General features: G+C 33.1%; 21 protein-coding genes. 15 read left to right on the forward strand and 6 right to left on the reverse strand.

Annotation, left to right across the window (positions count from 1 at the left end; genetic code table 11):
- Positions 1–2: 2 nt before the first annotated feature.
- Complete coding sequence (locus AC2TDS_RS09105) at positions 3–605, reverse strand: thiamine diphosphokinase (RefSeq protein ID WP_484738777.1); 603 nt, start codon at positions 603–605, stop codon at positions 3–5.
- A 156-nt stretch (positions 606–761) separates the two neighbouring features.
- Positions 762–1,118, reverse strand: coding sequence for a hypothetical protein (locus AC2TDS_RS09110; protein WP_484738778.1), 357 nt, complete (start codon positions 1,116–1,118; stop codon positions 762–764).
- A 241-nt stretch (positions 1,119–1,359) separates the two neighbouring features.
- Between AC2TDS_RS09110 and AC2TDS_RS09115 the strand changes: the two genes are divergently transcribed.
- The 7 genes from AC2TDS_RS09115 to AC2TDS_RS09145 are packed head-to-tail and all read left to right on the forward strand — an operon-like array spanning position 1,360 to position 7,518.
- Positions 1,360–2,397 (forward strand): sensor histidine kinase, encoded by a 1,038-nt coding sequence (locus AC2TDS_RS09115; RefSeq protein ID WP_484738779.1) that lies wholly within the window; start codon positions 1,360–1,362, stop codon positions 2,395–2,397.
- Entirely contained in the window at positions 2,381–3,100 is a 720-nt protein-coding gene (locus AC2TDS_RS09120) for a LytR/AlgR family response regulator transcription factor (RefSeq protein ID WP_484738780.1), read from the forward strand. Before AC2TDS_RS09115 ends, AC2TDS_RS09120 begins: the two co-directional genes overlap by 17 nt.
- Before the next feature lie 34 nt (positions 3,101–3,134).
- Complete coding sequence (locus AC2TDS_RS09125) at positions 3,135–4,214, forward strand: diphosphomevalonate decarboxylase (RefSeq protein WP_484738930.1); 1,080 nt, start codon at positions 3,135–3,137, stop codon at positions 4,212–4,214.
- A 19-nt stretch (positions 4,215–4,233) separates the two neighbouring features.
- Positions 4,234–4,728, forward strand: a complete 495-nt coding sequence (locus tag AC2TDS_RS09130) for a toxin-antitoxin system YwqK family antitoxin (RefSeq protein WP_484738781.1) — start codon at positions 4,234–4,236, stop codon at positions 4,726–4,728.
- 41 nt (positions 4,729–4,769) lie between these two features.
- Complete coding sequence (locus tag AC2TDS_RS09135; RefSeq protein WP_484738782.1) at positions 4,770–5,696, forward strand: mevalonate kinase family protein; 927 nt, start codon at positions 4,770–4,772, stop codon at positions 5,694–5,696.
- A gap of 14 nt (positions 5,697–5,710) precedes the next feature.
- Complete coding sequence (locus tag AC2TDS_RS09140) at positions 5,711–6,628, forward strand: geranylgeranylglycerol-phosphate geranylgeranyltransferase (RefSeq protein ID WP_484738783.1); 918 nt, start codon at positions 5,711–5,713, stop codon at positions 6,626–6,628.
- 47 nt (positions 6,629–6,675) lie between these two features.
- Positions 6,676–7,518, forward strand: coding sequence for a pseudouridine synthase (locus AC2TDS_RS09145; protein ID WP_484738784.1), 843 nt, complete (start codon positions 6,676–6,678; stop codon positions 7,516–7,518).
- 32 nt (positions 7,519–7,550) lie between these two features.
- Here the strand turns inward: AC2TDS_RS09145 and AC2TDS_RS09150 are convergent, their stop codons facing one another.
- The 4 genes from AC2TDS_RS09150 to AC2TDS_RS09165 form a co-directional block, all read right to left on the reverse strand.
- Positions 7,551–7,913, reverse strand: a complete 363-nt coding sequence (locus AC2TDS_RS09150; RefSeq protein WP_484738785.1) for a heavy-metal-associated domain-containing protein — start codon at positions 7,911–7,913, stop codon at positions 7,551–7,553.
- Between the two features lie 2 nt (positions 7,914–7,915).
- Positions 7,916–10,162, reverse strand: coding sequence for a TonB-dependent receptor (locus AC2TDS_RS09155; RefSeq protein ID WP_484738786.1), 2,247 nt, complete (start codon positions 10,160–10,162; stop codon positions 7,916–7,918).
- 65 nt (positions 10,163–10,227) lie between these two features.
- Entirely contained in the window at positions 10,228–10,644 is a 417-nt protein-coding gene (locus tag AC2TDS_RS09160) for an HYC_CC_PP family protein (RefSeq protein WP_484738787.1), read from the reverse strand.
- 74 nt (positions 10,645–10,718) lie between these two features.
- On the reverse strand, positions 10,719–10,844 hold the full coding sequence (locus AC2TDS_RS09165; RefSeq protein WP_484738788.1) for a hypothetical protein: 126 nt from the start codon (positions 10,842–10,844) through the stop codon (positions 10,719–10,721).
- A gap of 61 nt (positions 10,845–10,905) precedes the next feature.
- Here AC2TDS_RS09165 and AC2TDS_RS09170 point away from each other — a divergent pair, with 61 nt between their 5' ends.
- From AC2TDS_RS09170 to rodA, 8 genes are all read left to right on the forward strand, one after another.
- Positions 10,906–11,361, forward strand: a complete 456-nt coding sequence (locus tag AC2TDS_RS09170) for an XrtF-associated fRMsr-like GAF protein (RefSeq protein ID WP_484738789.1) — start codon at positions 10,906–10,908, stop codon at positions 11,359–11,361.
- 94 nt (positions 11,362–11,455) lie between these two features.
- Positions 11,456–11,581: a hypothetical protein gene (locus AC2TDS_RS09175; RefSeq protein ID WP_484738790.1), complete on the forward strand. Its 126-nt coding sequence runs from the start codon at positions 11,456–11,458 to the stop codon at positions 11,579–11,581.
- A 150-nt stretch (positions 11,582–11,731) separates the two neighbouring features.
- A complete protein-coding gene (gene purH, locus AC2TDS_RS09180) occupies positions 11,732–13,258 on the forward strand; it encodes a bifunctional phosphoribosylaminoimidazolecarboxamide formyltransferase/IMP cyclohydrolase (protein ID WP_484738791.1) in 1,527 nt (508 codons plus the stop codon).
- A gap of 81 nt (positions 13,259–13,339) precedes the next feature.
- The gene (locus AC2TDS_RS09185) at positions 13,340–14,368 is read left to right on the forward strand and encodes a rod shape-determining protein (RefSeq protein WP_484738792.1); all 1,029 of its coding nucleotides are present in this window, start codon (positions 13,340–13,342) and stop codon (positions 14,366–14,368) included.
- Between the two features lie 16 nt (positions 14,369–14,384).
- Complete coding sequence (gene mreC, locus AC2TDS_RS09190) at positions 14,385–15,212, forward strand: rod shape-determining protein MreC (protein ID WP_484738793.1); 828 nt, start codon at positions 14,385–14,387, stop codon at positions 15,210–15,212.
- Positions 15,205–15,711: a rod shape-determining protein MreD gene (gene mreD / locus AC2TDS_RS09195; protein ID WP_484738794.1), complete on the forward strand. Its 507-nt coding sequence runs from the start codon at positions 15,205–15,207 to the stop codon at positions 15,709–15,711. The genes mreC and mreD overlap by 8 nt, the downstream gene beginning before the upstream one ends.
- Positions 15,708–17,588 carry a penicillin-binding protein 2 gene (mrdA, locus tag AC2TDS_RS09200; protein WP_484738795.1) on the forward strand — a complete coding sequence of 627 codons (1,881 nt, stop codon included), beginning with the start codon at positions 15,708–15,710 and terminating at the stop codon, positions 17,586–17,588. Before mreD ends, mrdA begins: the two co-directional genes overlap by 4 nt.
- Complete coding sequence (gene rodA, locus AC2TDS_RS09205) at positions 17,569–18,846, forward strand: rod shape-determining protein RodA (protein WP_484738796.1); 1,278 nt, start codon at positions 17,569–17,571, stop codon at positions 18,844–18,846. Before mrdA ends, rodA begins: the two co-directional genes overlap by 20 nt.
- Positions 18,847–18,890 lie beyond the last annotated feature (44 nt).

Raw genomic sequence — 18,890 nt, forward strand, 5'->3', positions numbered from 1 at the left:
AATTAATGATTTACAAAAATAACCAATTCACCCGATTCAAAATCAATTGACACATTATTTTCAATTGCTTTATTTCTCGTGCCAATTCTAGTTGTAAAACCTAAACTTTCATGGTATAATGGATATTGTAACCCTTTTGTCGTAATACCCTTCGTTTCTGGAAATGGAACCAACGAAATTATACGGTCTTTTACATTCTCGAGACTCGTAGATTTATCTGCAAAAAAATAAGTGCTATGATTGTCAACAAAAGTAATCTTCAACTTATCTTTCCATATCAAAGCGGTATGCAAATTCCCTAAAAAATGGTCTTGTTCTTTACCACTTGCGCCAAAAACATGTACCTCCGTACCGTTTTTTTCATATAAAATAGCAAGCATTTTATCAAAATCAGTATAATCCTGATCTGGCGTGTGAATCACAGGTATATTTTTGGGGATATTTTTTACAGAATCAAAATCTCCACTGATAAAATCTGGCGTAATCTCATTGTCAAGTAAATAGGCATAAGCACCATCTGTAGCACAAATAAGATCGTATGCTGTGGTATCTGGAACTTTCTCAGGACGTTCTCCATTTAAAAGTAAAAAAACCTTTTTTTTCATAATGACAAAAATACCCATTTCTATAACAAGAATGGGTATATTACATTTCATCTCAGAAAACAAGAAGTATATCGCGAGTTAGCATTCAAGAATATCGGCCACGACCCCCCTTTTGCTTTTCAGTAATACATAACTTGGTTTGTTCAAGAATCAAAATCAGTTCTTTTTTAAGGTTAACCCAATCATTCCTAATCTAGCAACTAAAAACACCACCATACCAAAACTCGGGCTTAACAAAGCAATTTTCAACCCTCCTGCAAGCACGCTGTGACTAATTCCATTAGCAATTGAAATCGCGTCTAACCCTGCAATCATACCAATCATAAATCCAAGAAACCCCCAAACCAAGGCGAACAAGCTTAAATGACCTACAACATTCTGAGTTGTACCATTGGTGTCACCCTTTACAAATGCTTTAACTAGTAATCCTAAACAAATAATTAATAGTAATAATATTGGATACATAAACATTGGTCCACCATCAGATAATACATTAGTAAATAACAAATTCATATTTTAAGTTTTTTTAATTATTAGGCTCCAAACCTATACCTAACTGCATCAACTATTAAAAAAATGCGGTCGTTTAATGAATTACATAGACATACGACAAATTTAATTCAAACTTCTGTAAAAATACCGATCAATGTAATATCAAGGTTTTATTCCGGATTTCATCGCAAAAAATTTGACGTATTGATAAAAAAGTTAATATTGCATATTTATGAAAAACCCATTAGTCTTCGTTAAAATTTTGACAAGAATTCTAATTCACACGCTATTTTGGATTGGGGTCTACTTCTTTTACACCTATTTTTTAGGATATGGTAGCGATAATATTGCTTATGTAAATTCATTTTCAAAGTATTTAATGCCTGTCACCATTGCGTCGAGCTATTTTTTCTTTTTCTTCTTAATTCCAAAATATTTACTTGAAAAAAAACAATGGGAATTTATCCTATATTCCGTTTATACCTTGATTGTTTCCTTTTTCTTCATCATAATCTCTATACTTTACGGATTAATATTCTCTTTAAGATTAATTCCAGATGGCCCAACCCCATTAACTAAAAGCTTCATCTTTATAGCTTTGGGTGTTTATTTCGTTATGTTTATTGTAATTATGTTAGGCCTAGTACTACACAATTACAAAGCAACACTTAAAACCGAAGACTTAAAAAACAAGTTTCTTGAAACTCAATTGCAACTCAAAGAACAAGAATTGAAATTTTTAAAAATGCAAATTCACCCACATTTTTTATTTAACACCTTAAATACCTTATATGGTTTTACATTGAAGAAAGCAGAAGAAGCTCCTGATATGATTTTAAAATTATCGGATTTATTAGATTATATTTTATATCAAGTAGAAAAGCCATCAGTATTGCTTATTGATGAAATACAACATATTGAAAATTATATTTCCTTAGAAAAAATGAGGTTTCAAAAGAATCTAAATATTACTTTTAACAAGAATATTTATTTAAATGACCAACAAATGGCGCCGATGCTTTTGCTGCCTTTTGTAGAAAATGCATTTAAACATGGAAATCAAATAAACGGTGTTTTAGAGATTAACATGCATGTAGAAACAACAAAGTCAATGTTATTGTTTACCATTAGCAATACAACAACAAAAACAACACAGTCTAATCACGGAATTGGATTAGAAAACATTAGAAAAAGGCTTCATATGCTTTACAAAAACAACTTCCACTTACAAACAAAACTGGCCAGTAATTTATTTGAAGCCACACTTAAAATACCTTTTAACCATGGAGCAAACAATTAAATGCGTCATTGTTGATGACGAACCGATGGCAAGAGAGATTTTAGCTAGCTATGTTGCAAAAATCCCCAATTTACACTTAGTTAAAAATTGTGTAAATGCTATGGAAGCACTTGAAGTTGTAACGAATAACAGTATTGAACTTCTTTTTCTCGATATCAACATGCCAGAAATCTCTGGACTAACACTCGCCAAGTCAATTCCGAAACGAACCAAGGTGATTTTTACAACAGCGTATCGTGAATATGCTATAGATGGGTTTGATTTGCATGCCGTTGATTACTTATTGAAACCGATTGCATTTGAGAGATTTCTACAATCTGTGAGTAAATTTTACAGCAATACTTTTCAAGTCAAAAACGAGCAACCAAAACAACTTTCCCATCCTCAAAAAAATGATTTTATTTTTGTAAGATCTGAACGAAAAATGCTCAAAATAGACCTTGACTCTATTTTATACATAGAAAGCCTCAGTGATTATCTAAAAATACACACCAAGGAAAAGATTATAGTTACACGAGAAACCATAAGTAACCTAGAAAACAAATTACCTCAAGAGCAATTTTTACGGATTCATCGTTCTTATATCATTGCTATTCCTTGCATAAATTCGTATACCAACGAATATATAGAAATAAACAAAAATGCAATTCCAATAAGCAGAAGCTATAAAGAAGAAGTGTTAAACAAACTGAATTCTATTTAACCGTAAACATTTATCTTTGTCGAAAACTATAACATTGAATACAGCTGATTTTATCTTTCAAGAAACTCAAAACACTATAGAAAAAGCATCTTTCACTTGTCAAACACCTAGTAACATCGCATTGGTTAAATATTGGGGTAAAAGTGAACCGCAACTTCCTAAAAACGCCTCTATAAGCTTCACGTTAAATAATTGCCACACGATCACAACCATTGAGTTCAAAAAAACAGAGAGAGTACCCAAGGCTACTTTTGAACTTTACTTTGAGGGAAAAAAGAAAGACGATTTTAAACCCAAAATAGCCAAGTTTTTTGAACGAATCCAAGAATATTGCCCTTACCTTTTAGAATATGCAATGGTGATTCGCTCTCAAAATTCATTTCCTCACAGTAGTGGAATTGCATCGTCTGCCAGCGGTATGAGTGCAATTGCCATGTGTGTAATGAATCTGGAAAAAGAGTTGAACCCTGAGATAACAACCGAACACATCACTCACAAGGCTTCCTTCTTAGCACGTTTGGGGTCAGGCAGCGCAAGTAGAAGTATCGAAGGTCCCTTGGTGGTATGGGGTGAACATCCTTCTATCGAAGGAAGTTCAGACTTATTTGGTGTAAAATTCCCGTACGATGTGCATCCAGTTTTTCACGATTATCAAGATTGTATCTTACTTGTTGACAGAGGAGAAAAACAAGTATCAAGTACCGTAGGTCATAATTTAATGTTCGATCACCCTTATGCTGAGCAACGCTTTAAACAAGCCAACGAAAATCTTCAAAAATTAACAACCATACTTCAAGAAGGTAGCATAAAAGAGTTTATACATTTAGTAGAAAGCGAAGCTCTTACATTGCATGCGATGATGCTTGCAAGCTCGCCTTACTTTATCTTGATGAAACCAAACACCTTAGAAATTATTAATAAAATATGGGAATACAGAGCCACCACAAATAGTAATATCTGCTTTACGTTAGATGCCGGTGCAAACGTTCATGTTTTATATCCAAAATCTGAAAAACAGGAAGTTGAGCACTTTATTAAAGTTAAAATGTTAAAGTATTGCCAAAAAAATCGTTATATTTGTGATAATACGGGTTTAGGTGCACGAACCCTATAACATTAATTCCCTTATATATATGAAAATCTCAACATTATTTATTATTATGCTTGTTGGATGTATTACTACATCAGTAACAGCCCAAGATACCGTGTGGTTTGACGCCAACTGGCAAGAAACAACGAAGGAAAAAGGCGAATACTATCGTCCAGTACCTAAAAAAATCAAAAATGGTTATTGGATCGTAGACTACTTTGAAAGTGGACAAGTGCAAATGGAAGGGTTTAGTACTATAAACAAACCTGGAGAAGAAGAATTTGAAGGCTTGGTAATTTATTATCACGAAAACGGAAAGACCTCGCATAAAGCCAATTACAAAAACGGAAAGCTTCACGGAATTCGTAAAGTGTTTTATGAAACAGGAGAACTAAAGGAACAAGGAAAATATAAAAGTGGTCAACGCGAAGGTATTTGGAAAGTCTTTTATAAAAACGGGAAGATCAAAGAAAAAGGAAAATATGAAAACAATCAAAAAGCAGGTGTTTGGAAAATTTTTTACAAAAACACGCACTAATAAATTGTAAACTAATATCTTTGCCCCGAAAATAGTCATCTATGAAAGGACCTTTATTTTACGCAAAGATTTTACTCTTCGGAGAATATGGAATTATTAAGGATTCCAAAGGGCTTGCTATTCCTTTTAATTCATACAAAGGAGCTTTAAAATCAGCAAAAAACTTAACAGGAGAAGCGAAGAAATCAAATCAAAGTTTAGTTAATTTTTATACTTACTTAGTGAATTTGAACGACGATATCGTTTCTTTTGATTTTGAAAGCTTTAAAATCGATATTGATAACGGAATGTATTTCGATTCTTCAATACCACAAGGGTATGGCGTAGGTAGTTCTGGTGCGCTAGTTGCTTCAGTTTATGACAAGTATGCTAATAACAAAATTACTGTTTTAGAAAACTTAACAAGAGATAAACTATTGGTTTTAAAACAAGTTTTTTCTTTAATGGAATCTTTTTTTCATGGAAAAAGCTCTGGGTTAGACCCCTTAAACTCTTATCTAAGTTTACCTATTTTAATCAACTCGAAAGAACATATAGAAGCAACTGGAATCCCCTCACAAAAAGAAGGAAGAGGTGCTGTTTTCTTGTTAGACTCTGAACAAATTGGAGAAACAGAACCTATGGTTAACATTTTTATGAAAAAAATGAAAAACGAAGGGTTTAGAAAAATGTTAAGTGAAGAGTTTTCAATCCATACAGATGCATGTATTGAAGATTTCTTGCAGGGAAATATTAAATCATTGTTTGGCAATGTAAAAAAACTATCAAAAGTTGTTTTAACCAATTTCAAACCAATGATTCCCCAAGCCTTTCATAAAGTTTGGGAACAGGGAATTCAAACGAACGATTATTATCTGAAGCTTTGCGGTTCTGGAGGGGGAGGCTATATTTTGGGCTTTGCCGAAGATTTCGAGAAAGCTAAAAAAAGCTTAAAAAATTATAAGTTAGAGTTAGTGTATCGTTTTTAAACAATGTTTTTGCTATGAATTCCCAAAAAGCAAATACACTTTTTTTAAAATTTTTTAGCCTTTTATCAGTAGTAAGAGGATATAATATACTTGTATTAGTAGCAGCGCAGTATTTGGCTGCTATTTTTATTTTCTCAGAAAAAAAATCACTAAAATCTGTCATTTTTGATACGCATCTGCTGTATTTAGTACTAGCTTCAATATGCGTAGTGGCGGCGGGTTATATCATTAATAATTTTTACGATGTAAAAGCTGATAGAATTAACCGCCCTATTAAAGCTGGTTTAGACTCCTATGTCAAACAAGAAACCAAACTATCTTTATATTTCTTTCTTAACTTCATAGGCGTTGGTTTTGCTTGGCTAGTATCTTGGAGAGCCGCATTCTTTTTTGCCATTTATATTTTCAGTATTTGGTTTTACTCACATAAACTAAAAAAACACCCTTTAATTGGTCTTATCTCTGCTACAACACTCACCATATTACCTTTCTTTGTCATTTTCGTCCACTTCAAAAACTTCTCAACTGTTATTTTTGTACATGCTTGTTTTTTGTTTTTTGTTATTATGGTTCGTGAAATTATTAAGGATTTAGAAAACATAAAAGGAGCCATCGTTAATAATTACAATACTTTTCCGGTAAAATACGGCGAAAAAAACACCAAAAGAACCATTACGCTCTTATTGGTTTTAACACTGATACCTATAACAATACTATTCAATTATCCTGCCATTACCTATATGAAGTACTATTTCTATTTTGCTACTTTCATTTTAATTTTTGTTGGATTTTACGCCTTTAGAGCCACGAACAGAAATGAATACAGGTTACTCCATAATATTTTAAAGATATTATTGCTAATAGGTGTATTTAGCCTGCTATTTATTGATAAGACCTTAATTTTAGACAAAGTAGTACACGTACTCGATTAAAACCAAATAATTAACGTACATTTGCGCACATTTTTTTATTTTATTTTATGAATTCAAAAAACTCGTCGAGAGGACGACAAGCTGGGAATAGCAGCAATCCTCGTAAAAAAACACCATTCAAAAAAGATTTTAAAAGCTCAAAACCAGCAAAGCCAACTCAAAAAAAGGCTGATGACGCTGGAGGTATCCGTTTAAACAAATACATTTCAAACTCAGGTATTTGCTCACGTAGAGAAGCGGACACATATATTGAACACGGAAGTGTTACTGTGAATAGCCAATTAGTAACTGAAATGGGCTACAAAGTACAAGCGACCGATGAAGTTCGTTTTGACGGGACACTTATTTCCATGGAGCAAAAACGTTATGTTGTACTTAACAAACCGAAAAACTATATTACTACCATGGAAGATGATCGTGGTAGAAAGACCGTTATGGAATTGGTACAACATGCTACCAAAGAGCGTATTTACCCAGTAGGTAGATTAGACAGAAACACTACAGGGTTATTACTTTTTACTAACGATGGTGAATTAGCAAAAAAACTTACACACCCAAAACACAACGTTCGTAAATTATACCATGCGTCTTTAGACAAAAAGCTTACCATGTCTGACCTAGAAAAATTAAGAGGAGACGTTATTATTGAAGGCAGAAAAGTTTTCATTGATGCCGTATCTTATGTTGAAGGAGAAAAGAAAACAGAAGTTGGTATTGAAATTCATTCTGGTAGAAACCGTATCGTTCGTAAAATATTTGAACACCTAGGGTACAGTGTTATGAAGCTTGATCGTGTTGTTTTTGCGGGATTAACTAAAAAGAACTTACCTCGTGGTAGATGGCGTGAACTAACCCAATTAGAAATCACAAACTTACAGATGTTACAATAAAAAAATCCCGAGTAGTCACTCGGGATTTTTTTTTAATTTTTGTGATCAGATCTTATTTCCTCATCTCTATACTTACAGCAAGGATGTAAATTACTATAGGCTTCGTCCGTAGCCTTAATTTCTTTAGTATCATGTCCTACTTTCGCCACACATTCCTTAATAGATTTTATATTCGCTTTACGCTCATCAAAAATCAAATTCAAATCGTGAGTACTTACATTCCACACAGCATACTTAACTCCTTTTACACTTAAAGCTGCTTTTTCTATGCGTTTTTTACACATCATACAAACCCCATCTACTTTAAAAACAGCTTTTGCATTTCTTTTTGTTTTCTGAGCCGATACTGTTGAACTCACTACTAATATTAGTAATATTATTATACTTTTTCTCATAATTAATCTATTTTAAATCTTAAACCTGAATAAAAATTTCTCCCAAAAATAGGAGCATATACGATGGTTGAATCGAAGTTTGCCCCGAAGGGATCATCATTTCCTACTATAGGATTTTTTTGTTTGTAATTAGTTATATTTTCTGCTCCTGCGTACATTTCAAACACATTTGAAAACACTTTGGTTATCTGTGCATTTAACAAACTATAACTTTGAGCGTATTCTGGCAATCGGTACTGAATCGGATTATCACTTGTACTAGGTAAGCGTTGCTTACCTAACCAATTATATGTCATATCAAACTTCCATTTTGCGCCATTACTATTGGCTACTGTTTCATACGACACATTAGAAAAAAAACGGTTTTGTGCCTGCAACGGCTTTGCGAAGTTACCTTTTTTATAATCGGTTGTAACATCGTATCTTTTATAGGCTAACCTAATATTAAAATAAGGCACTATATTTTGATTCAATTCTACTTGAAAACTGCTTGCTATACTTCTTCCCGATAAATTATAGAATGAAATTTCTCGTGGGTTTTCCCAATCGACAACAACCTGATTTTTAAATCTTGTTTGATAAAAATCCATTGTTATATCACCCTTTCTTCCAAACAACTTATATCCTTGTAAAAAAGAAACACCGTAATTCCATGCTACCTCAGGATTCAAACCATAAATATCTCCATCACCACTATCAATATTTATTGATCTTGATGACGCGAATAACTGTTGGTTTTCAGCAAAAATATTAGCACTTCTTTTACCTCGTCCTGCCGATATCCTAAACACCCCTTTTTCCCAAGAGGTATATCTTATATGCAATCTAGGGGTTAAAAACACACCAAACAGATTGTGAGTATCTATCCTTAGTCCTGCCGTCACACTTACATCATCAGAATTATCAAAACCATATTCAAAAAATGCACCTATCGCTTTTTCATTCCTTCCATACCTATTTAACAAAAATAAATCTTCACCTACCAATTCATTATAAGCGTCATACATAAAATTAAGTCCTGTTTTAAACTTGTGTCTTGTGTCACCTATAATAGAGCTAAACAAAAAACTACTATAAAAACTCTGATGTTGTATATCATAATCTCTCAAGCCAAAATAAGAGTCTTGATTATGGTGACTATAGGCCATTTGAAAACCAAAACTCTGAAAAGGTAAATCAGGAAACACGTACCCTACTTTAGTAGATATATCTGCACGACGAGTGGATATCTTGCTTCCCCATGCCTGTGTTGTTCCTTTATCTTCGTTCTCATTAAAATCAATTTCACCTAAGCGTTTTGAATCATTTAAATACCTCAAATTAATAAAACTAACCAACCCCTTTTCTGTATCAGTATATTGCCAACGGTTCATTACATTAACTTGTTTTGTCAATGGATTATCAAGAAAACCATCCTCATTTCGATCAAATCGTTCCCCTGTATAGTCGCCGTGAATGTAGAGTCCAGTTTGCCATTTAGTGCTAACCTGTTGGTTAAAATGTGTATTCAACTCAAGCCGCCCACCTAAAGATCCGTATGCATTGACAAACAATTTATTATCAGAAAAAGGTTTTACAAGCTCGGTATTTATCTGACCCGAAATACTTTCAAAGCCGTTAACAACACTACCTGCTCCTTTGGTAATTTGAATACTCTCTACCCATGTCCCAGGGATAAATGTGAGTCCATAAGCTTGTGAAGCTCCCCTAATTGAAGGTATATTCTCTTCCGTTATTAACAAATAAGGGCTTGTTAAGCCTAGCATCTGAATCTGCTTTGTTCCTGTTAAAGCATCTGAAAAATTCACATCTATTGATGGATTTGTTTCAAAGCTTTCTGATAAATTACAGCAGGCTGCTTTCAACAACTCCTCACTATTTATGGTGACTAAATTCTGTGCTTGTAGAAACGATTTACGAGTTGCTTTCTTGGTTGCTTTAATAGCAACTTCTTCTAACACATTTTCCTCGGTTAAAAAATGTTCAATTGGTCGTAAACTAGTTACGACTAAAGTATCTGTTTTGTAACCAACAAAACTAATAACTATTTTTTTATATTGTTCTTTAGAGGGAATACTAAACCTTCCCTTCTGATTTGTTACAGTACCTACATCAGAATTCAGCCAATGGACCGAAACGCCATAAATACCAACCTTATTTTTATCTTTAATTATTCCCTCAAAAGTATTCTGAGAGAAGGATAACACAACATATAACATCATATATATGTTGAAAAAATGTTTTTTCATGTTAATCTGTATCATTTAATATTTTACAACCCTTTACTTTTCTTTCTAAAAAAAGAGTTGTTATATCATATGATAAGAACCTCATATAAGATGAGTATGTCGGTTATAATTTTAGGTGGTAGATAATATTTATGCGGACTAGATCGTTTTTCAAATTGTTTAGAAAAGAATGTATACAAATATCCGCAGCCTACAAGTTTCTTGTGTTGATCAAAGGTGATTTTTTCGTTGGTGACTTTCCCTAGGTCATCTTGCCCTTCTATGTGCGCTAATTCGTCTTTGCAACATTTATCCTTTACAAGTGATACCTGTTCGCCACAAGCATCTTTTTTTTCACTTCCACAGCAATCGGCATCGCCGAGAAAAGACACATCTACCAAAAAGTCCCCACAAAAATGCTTCTCTATTGCAAAGGATGTCGTTGAAAACACCAGCAATAGCGCTAGAATTAAGGATGATATTTTATGAAAAATTGGTTTCATTGATAATGCAAATCTACAAAAAACTAGAAATACTTTTCCAAAAACAATTCTTAAGATTATTTTTACCTATTCAATTAACACCATTTACCATTTGAATTTACCGTAATAAAACGTCCTTTTTCCCTTTCTATTTCAATATAAAAAGAAATCATAGCTACTGCTATTATTGATTTTTCTATCTTATATAAAGAATAAAACACTCATTTTCTTTTACAGTAAATTCAAACAACAATTGGTATAACTTTTTTTATATAGTTTATTATGTACGATTTACAAGCTTTCAAAACTAAAATAATTGAAATTTCTGAAAAAGAAATAGCGCAAGAAGAGAAATTACAACAAATTTGTAATTTTTTAGCATCTAAAGTATCCTATTATGATTGGGTAGGCTTTTATTTTAAAAATGGAGACAAACAAGAGTTAAAACTTGCTCAATTTAACGGAGAACCAACAGAGCATACGATAATACCATTTGGCAAAGGAATTTGCGGGCAAGTTGCCGAAAGCAATCAAAACCTTGTGATTCAAGACGTAACAAATCAAGACAATTATATTTCATGTGGTTGGAAAGTTAAATCGGAAATTGTAATTCCAATTTTCGTCAACGGAGAAAATATTGGTCAGATTGATATCGACTCACACACGATTAATCCATTTACAAAGAACGATGAAGCGCTACTGGAATTTATTTGCGAAAAAGTAGCCGGTTTTCTGTAGAAAAACACCATAACAATTTGATATTAAAGTTTTTTTCATTATATTTGATCACACTTTTATTAACAACTTTATTAACAATTTAACCCCTTGAATTATGAGTAGTAAAGATTTCCCCTCTTACACTGCTTTGAGTGACAGTAATACTCAAACAAAATCGCAACAAACATTTATGGAGAGGTTTACAGATTGGTTCAGAAATTTTCTGGAGAATGCAGAATAATGAATGATGTCAATCTCTTAATTTATGTTGTTACAAAACGCTATTTAAAATATATTTTAAATAGCGTTTTTATTAATTAAAAAAGTTAACTTCGTTTATTGTAAAACCCTCTAGCTTTTAGTAATTTTGCGGGTTTAACTACACAACAAAATGAACGACACAAAAACTATTAAATCAGCATTAATTTCCGTATTCCACAAAGACGGATTGGAACCTCTTGTAAATAAACTCAATGATTTGGGGGTAACTATCTATTCTACCGGTGGCACGGAAAAATTTATTAAAAATTTAGGAATCAATGTTACCCCTGTTGAAGAGGTAACTTCATACCCTTCAATCTTAGGGGGCAGAGTAAAAACATTGCATCCAAAAGTATTTGGAGGTATTTTAAACAGACAAGATCACGAAGGAGACGTTGCCGAAATAGAAGAATACCAAATTCCTCAGTTAGATTTAGTTATTGTTGATCTGTATCCTTTCGAGAAAACAGTAGCTTCAGTAGCTTCTGAACAGGATATTATTGAAAAGATTGATATCGGTGGAATTTCACTAATAAGAGCTGCTGCTAAAAACTTTAAAGACACGGTTATCATTTCATCTATGGAACAATATACAGAGTTCTTAGGAATGATTACCAACAACAACGGTGAAACTTCTATCTCTGAAAGAAAAAAATTCGCAGCGAAAGCATTTAATATTTCTTCTCATTACGATACTGCTATTTTTAATTATTTCAATGAAGAAGAGGTGGTTTATAAAGCAAGTGAAACCGTATCTAAAACATTACGCTACGGAGAAAACCCGCATCAAAAAGGGTATTTCTTTGGCGATTTAGATGCTATGTTTGACAAGTTACACGGGAAAGATTTAAGCTACAACAACTTATTAGATGTTGATGCCGCTGTAAACTTAATGAATGAGTTTAAAAATGAAGATCCTACCTTTGCCATTTTAAAGCATAATAACGCATGTGGATTCGCTCAGAGAAAAACAATGCATCAAGCATATCTTGACGCCCTGGCAGGTGATCCTGTATCTGCATTTGGAGGTGTATTAATTGCGAACTCAACTATCGATAAAACTACCGCTGAAGAAATTCATAAATTGTTTTGTGAAGTAGTTATCGCTCCAGCTTATGATGATGATGCTGTTGAAGTTTTAAAAGGCAAGAAAAAAAGAGTCCTATTAGTACAAAAAGAAGCAGCATTGCCAAACCAGACTGTAAGAACAGCTTTAAATGGTTTGTTAGTACAAGACAAAGACACCAAAACAGATAAATTGGATGATCTAACTTTTGCTACTGATAATAAACCTTCTGAAAAGGAGTTAGAAGACCTATTATTTGCTTCTAAAATATGTAAACACACCAAATCAAACACTATCGTTTTAACAAAAAACAAACAATTATATGCCAGTGGAACTGGACAAACAAGTAGAGTGGATGCTTTAAAACAAGCTATTGATAAAGCGAATAGTTTTAAGTTTGACTTGCAAGGCGCAGTAATGGCTAGCGATGCTTTTTTCCCATTTCCTGATTGTGTAGAAATAGCCGATAAAGCAGGAGTGAAAAGTGTTATTCAACCTGGTGGGTCTATAAAAGATCAATTAAGTATAGATTACTGTAATAACAATAATATTGCAATGGTTTTTACTGGAACAAGACATTTTAAACATTAATCGTAACTGATGTAAAACCAATACAGATTTTTTATAGATTTGTAGAAATACATCAATTATTTAGATAAAACATCAAATTTTATGGGTTTTTTCGACTTTATGACTGAAGATATTGCAGTAGATTTAGGAACTGCAAACACACTTATAATTCACAATGGCAAAGTAGTTATCGATAGCCCTTCTATTGTAGCTAGAAACCGGCTTACAGGCAAGATTATTGCCACAGGTCAGGAAGCCAACAGAATGCAAGGAAAAACTCATGAAAACATAAAAACAATTCGGCCGTTGAAAGACGGTGTTATTGCTGATTTTCAAGCTTCTGAAGAGATGATAAAGGAATTTGTTAAAAAAATTCCTGCTATTAAAAAGAAGCTTTTTCCACCGTCACTCAGAATGGTTATTTGTATTCCATCTGGCATTACAGAAGTGGAAAAACGAGCGGTAATTGACTCTGCTCGCCACATGAATGCTAAAGAGATATACTTAATCTATGAACCAATGGCCGCTGCTATAGGTGTCGGTATTGACATTATGGAGCCAAAAGGAAACATGATTATTGATATTGGCGGAGGCACAACTGAAATAGCTGTAATCGCCTTAGCAGGTATTGTTTGCGACCAGTCTGTGAAAGTTGCCGGTGATTTATTTACAAGCGATATTATGTATTATATGCGTACTCAACATAACTTATATGTTGGCGAAACCACCGCTGAAAAAATAAAAATCCAAATTGGTTCTGCTACTGAAGATCTAGACACTCCTCCTGAAGACATGATGGTTCAAGGTCGAGATTTGTTAAGTGGTAAACCGAAACAGGTTCAAGTTTCTCATCGAGAAATTGCAAAGGCATTAGATAAATCCATTTTACGCATTGAAGATGCCGTAATGGAAACTTTATCTAAAACCCCACCTGAGCTTGCAGCTGACATTTATAATACAGGTATTTATTTAGCTGGAGGTGGTTCTATGTTGAGAGGGCTGGATAAGCGCTTGTCAAGAAAAACAGATTTACCAGTTTATGTAGCTGAAGACCCTTTAAGAGCAGTAGTTCGAGGTACTGGCATAGCCTTAAAGAATCTGGTAAAATACAAATCAGTATTAATCAAATAAAAGTTCATGATTATTTATGCAACAGCTTATCTATTTCCTACGAAAGTATAAATATTTCTTATATTTTTTATTCCTAGAAGTAACGGCTGTTGCATTAATTATAAACAATCACTCTTTCCATAAAAGTAAATTCATCAGCTCTACGAACTATTTTTCTGGCAATATTCTAACCAAAGTAAATGACATAAAAGAATATGTTAGTTTAAAAGATAAAAACCAAGTTCTTTTAGAAGAAAACACACTACTAAAAAATAAGCTTGAAAAATTATACTCATTAGTGGATACCGTGAAGGTGAACACGGTTATTGATTCTACAAAATTAAATCAAAAATATCTTTACATAAACGGAAAGATTATTGACAATAACTATGCCGCTCCTTACAACTTTCTCACCATAAATAGAGGAAAAACAAATAATGTTTCTTCTGAAATGGCCGTCGTAAATAGCAAAGGAATTATTGGTATAACAGAGCATGTTGGTGAAAAATACGCCAGAGTTCAATCTATCCTTAATAAAAACAGCAAAACTAACGCACGTTTTAAAAACAGCCATTATTTTGGAACGCTTGAATGGAATGGAAAAGATTACAACACCGTTCAACTAACAGACATCCCAAGACAAGCAAGTTATAAAATTGGAGATACCATTATCACTGGGGGGAAATCAGCAATCTTTCCTGAAGGAATTCTTATCGGTACCATAAAAAATATTCCAAAAAAAATATCGGCGCTGAACACAATTGATATTCAATTATTTAATGACATGAGTGATTTAGGGGGTGTATATATTATTACAAACTTTCATAAAACCGAAATAAAAGCTCTAGAAAATCAAAATGAATAAAGCACTATACCCCATATTTTTATTTATATTTTTTATTTTACTACAAGTTTTGGTGCTTAACAAAATTCTTTTGTTCGGGTATTTAAATCCTTATTTATATATTGCTTATATTTTTATACTTCCGTTAAATCAGAAGCGAATGTCAACTTTAACCATTAGCTTCTTATTAGGGTTGTCTATTGATATTTTTTCCAACTCAGGAGGCATACATGCTTTTGCTACACTATTTATCACCTACCTTCGTTTATTTCTAGTTAGAATGATTTTTAAGAAAACAGAATCAGAATACCTGTTATTCGATCTAAAATTAGAGACTTTCGACAAAGTTTTCAACTATGTAGCAATTTTAACAATTATTCACCACTTTATATTATATAGCTTTATTAACTTTAGTTTTTACAATTTTTCAAACGTAATCATCAATACATTATTATCAAGTATCTTTACATTGGTACTCTATTTTTTAGGTAAATTTATTTTTAGAAAAAGACTGTCATGAAACGTAGTATTTTATTACTATTTCTAATTACCGTGGTTGGACTTGTTTACATTAGTAGACTCTTTCAATTACAAGTACTTCACGTCAACAAACGAAACCCGATATTAAGCTCGACAGTTAAAATTGAATACGACTACCCTGAAAGAGGCTATGTGTATGATCGAAATAACAACCTTTTAGTAGCTAATCAGCTTTCTTATGATGTAATGGTAATACCGAAGGATGTACAACCGTTCGATACACTTCAATTTTGTTCTCTTTTAAAAATTTCTAAAGAAAATTTCTTAATTCGATTTCATAAAGCCAAAAAATATGCTAGCTGGTTACCCTCAGTATTCCTGAAACAACTAGCCAAAGAAGATTTTGCCTACCTTCAAGAAAAACTACAAAAATTTAAGGGCTTCTACATACAAAAACGTATTATACGAAACTATCCTTTAAAGTCAGCCGCAAACGTTTTAGGTTTTATTAGTGAAGTTAACGAGCAAATTGCTAAAAACAGTGACTACTACGAACAAGGAGAGTTAATTGGAAAACTTGGCATTGAAAAACAATATGAAAATGTGCTAAGGGGTGTTAAAGGAAAAAAACATTTTAAACGAAACAACCTCAACAGAGTAACTGGTTCTTATAAAAATGGAGAGTACGACACCTTAGCTGTCGCGGGAAAAGACTTAACCTTGACCATAGATATTGATTTGCAACAATATGGTGAACTTTTAATGAAAGGAAAAAGAGGTGGAATCGTCGCTTTAGACCCCAAAAATGGAGAAATTCTTGCCCTTATAACGGCTCCTTCCTATGACCCTAATCTCTTAGTAGGAAGAAAACGCTCTCCAAATTCTATACGATTATTTCACGACTCCATTAATATGCCAACGTTTGACCGAGGTCTACAAGCTATGTATGCTCCAGGATCTCCATTTAAAATAATTAATGGATTAATCGGTTTAGAAGAAGGGGTTATCGATGAACAGTTTTCAGTGCGTTGTTCCCATGGTTATAGGTACGGAAAACGAAAAAATGAATTTATGAGATGTCACTGCGGCATTGTAGGCTTTCCAATTCGATTAAAAACAGCTATTTCTAGATCGTGTAATAGTTACTTTGCAACGACCTATAGAAAAATAATTGACAATGCTGAAAACTCAAAAATAGGCTTAAACAACTGGAGTAGGCACGCAAAAAGCTTTGGGCTAGGCAATTATCTAGGCTATGACTTACCAACTGGTCAAAAAGGACGAATTCCTGATTCTACCTATTACAACAAATGGTATAAACATAAATGGGGTGCCACCACAACAATTTCTAATGCTATCGGCCAAGGAGAAGTGGAAGTTACTCCAATTCAATTGGCAAACATGACTGCTGCCATCGCAAATAAGGGATATTTCTACAGACCACATATCGTTAGAAAGATAAACAACAAACGTATATCTGACACCACATACACCAATAAAAAACACACAACCATAAGCTCTAAACATTTTCCGGTTGTAATTGAAGCCATGCACGAAGTATTTACAAAAGGTACGGCAAAAGCAAGCCGAATAAAAGGTATAGATATTTGTGGTAAAACAGGTACCGCCGAAAATTTTATAAGAGTAGACGGCGAAAAAGTGCAGTTACCAGATCATTCTATTTTAGTCGCTTTTGCCCCAAAAGAAAATCCAAAGATTGCTTTAGCCGTATACATAGAAAATGGTGGGTATGGATCTGCAATTGCCGCTCCTATTACAAGTTTATTAATAGAAAAACATCTAACAGGCAATGTTTCACGCAAACATATTGAAAATAGAATGATCAATCTTAGCCTTGGAAGTGTTTATGATAAATTAATCCCTAAAAAAGACACCATTGCGCCAAGAACAGAATAACATATTTGCTGGTATTGACTGGATATTAATTTTACTCTATGTAGTATTAGTAATTTTTGGATGGTTGAATATTTATGCTGCCTCATCAACAGAAATTACTCGTGAAACTTTTGACTTCTCTACTAGATACGGGAAACAAATTATATGGATCGTACTTAGCTTTCCTATTATAATCTTTGTGTTATTTTTCAATGCTAAGTTTTACGAAAAATTCTCTAGCTTATTATACCTTATTTCAATGGTTATTTTGGCAGGAGTGTTAATTTTTGGTAAGAAAATAAACGGAGCAACCTCCTGGTATAGTTTTGGTGGTATGAGTTTACAACCATCTGAATTTGCAAAAGCGTTTACAGCGCTAGCATTAGCGAAACTAATGAGTGACAGACAGTATAACTTAAAACTGGTTAAAAATCAATTAAAAGCCTTTATTGTCATATTCACGCCGGCAGTTCTAATTGCTTTACAACCAGATATGGGGTCTGTACTGATTTATTTTGCTTTCTTTTTTGTTCTCAATAGAGAAGGCCTAACTTTAGTTTACTTTATACTAGGAGCACTGTCGATAATTTTGTTTTTATTAACCATTCACCTTGGGGTAAAATGGGTGTTACTTTCTAGTTTATTACTAATTACATTATATACACTTTATGCAGTTTATAAAAACAAACGCTTCTTAAGGTTTAATCTTTTGAAGGTTCTGAGTTTGTATGTCTTTACAAGTATCTTTATAATTGGAATTGGGTATACCTACAATAATATCCTTGAACAACACCAAAAAGACAGGTTCGATATTCTTTTAGGAAAAATAACAGACAATAGAGGTATTGGTTATAATATATACCAATCAGAACTCACCATAAGTTCAGGAGGATTAACAGGTAAAGGTTTTCTTGAAGGAGATAGAACTCAGGGAAACTTTGTTCCTGAGCAAGACACTGATTATATATTTAGTACAGTAAGTGAAGAATGGGGCTTCTTAGGAAGTTCTTGTGTGATTCTTTTATTTATGCTCATGCTTTATAGAATCATCTATTTAGCTGAAACACACACCAACAAATTTGGAAGGATTTACGGCTACGGGATAGCCTCTATCCTATTCTTTCATGTCCTTGTAAATATTGGTATGGTAATAGGGTTGCTTCCTACCATTGGAATACCATTACCATTTTTTAGCTATGGAGGATCTTCTCTCTGGGGCTTTACCCTTTTACTTTTTATCTTTATTCGCTTAGACGCTCATAAGGCCTATGATTGGTAAGAACAGGGACTTACTTCTGCTTAGATAAAGTTATGATCAATCAA

The sequence above is a fragment of the Tenacibaculum profundicola genome, from assembly GCF_057220795.1.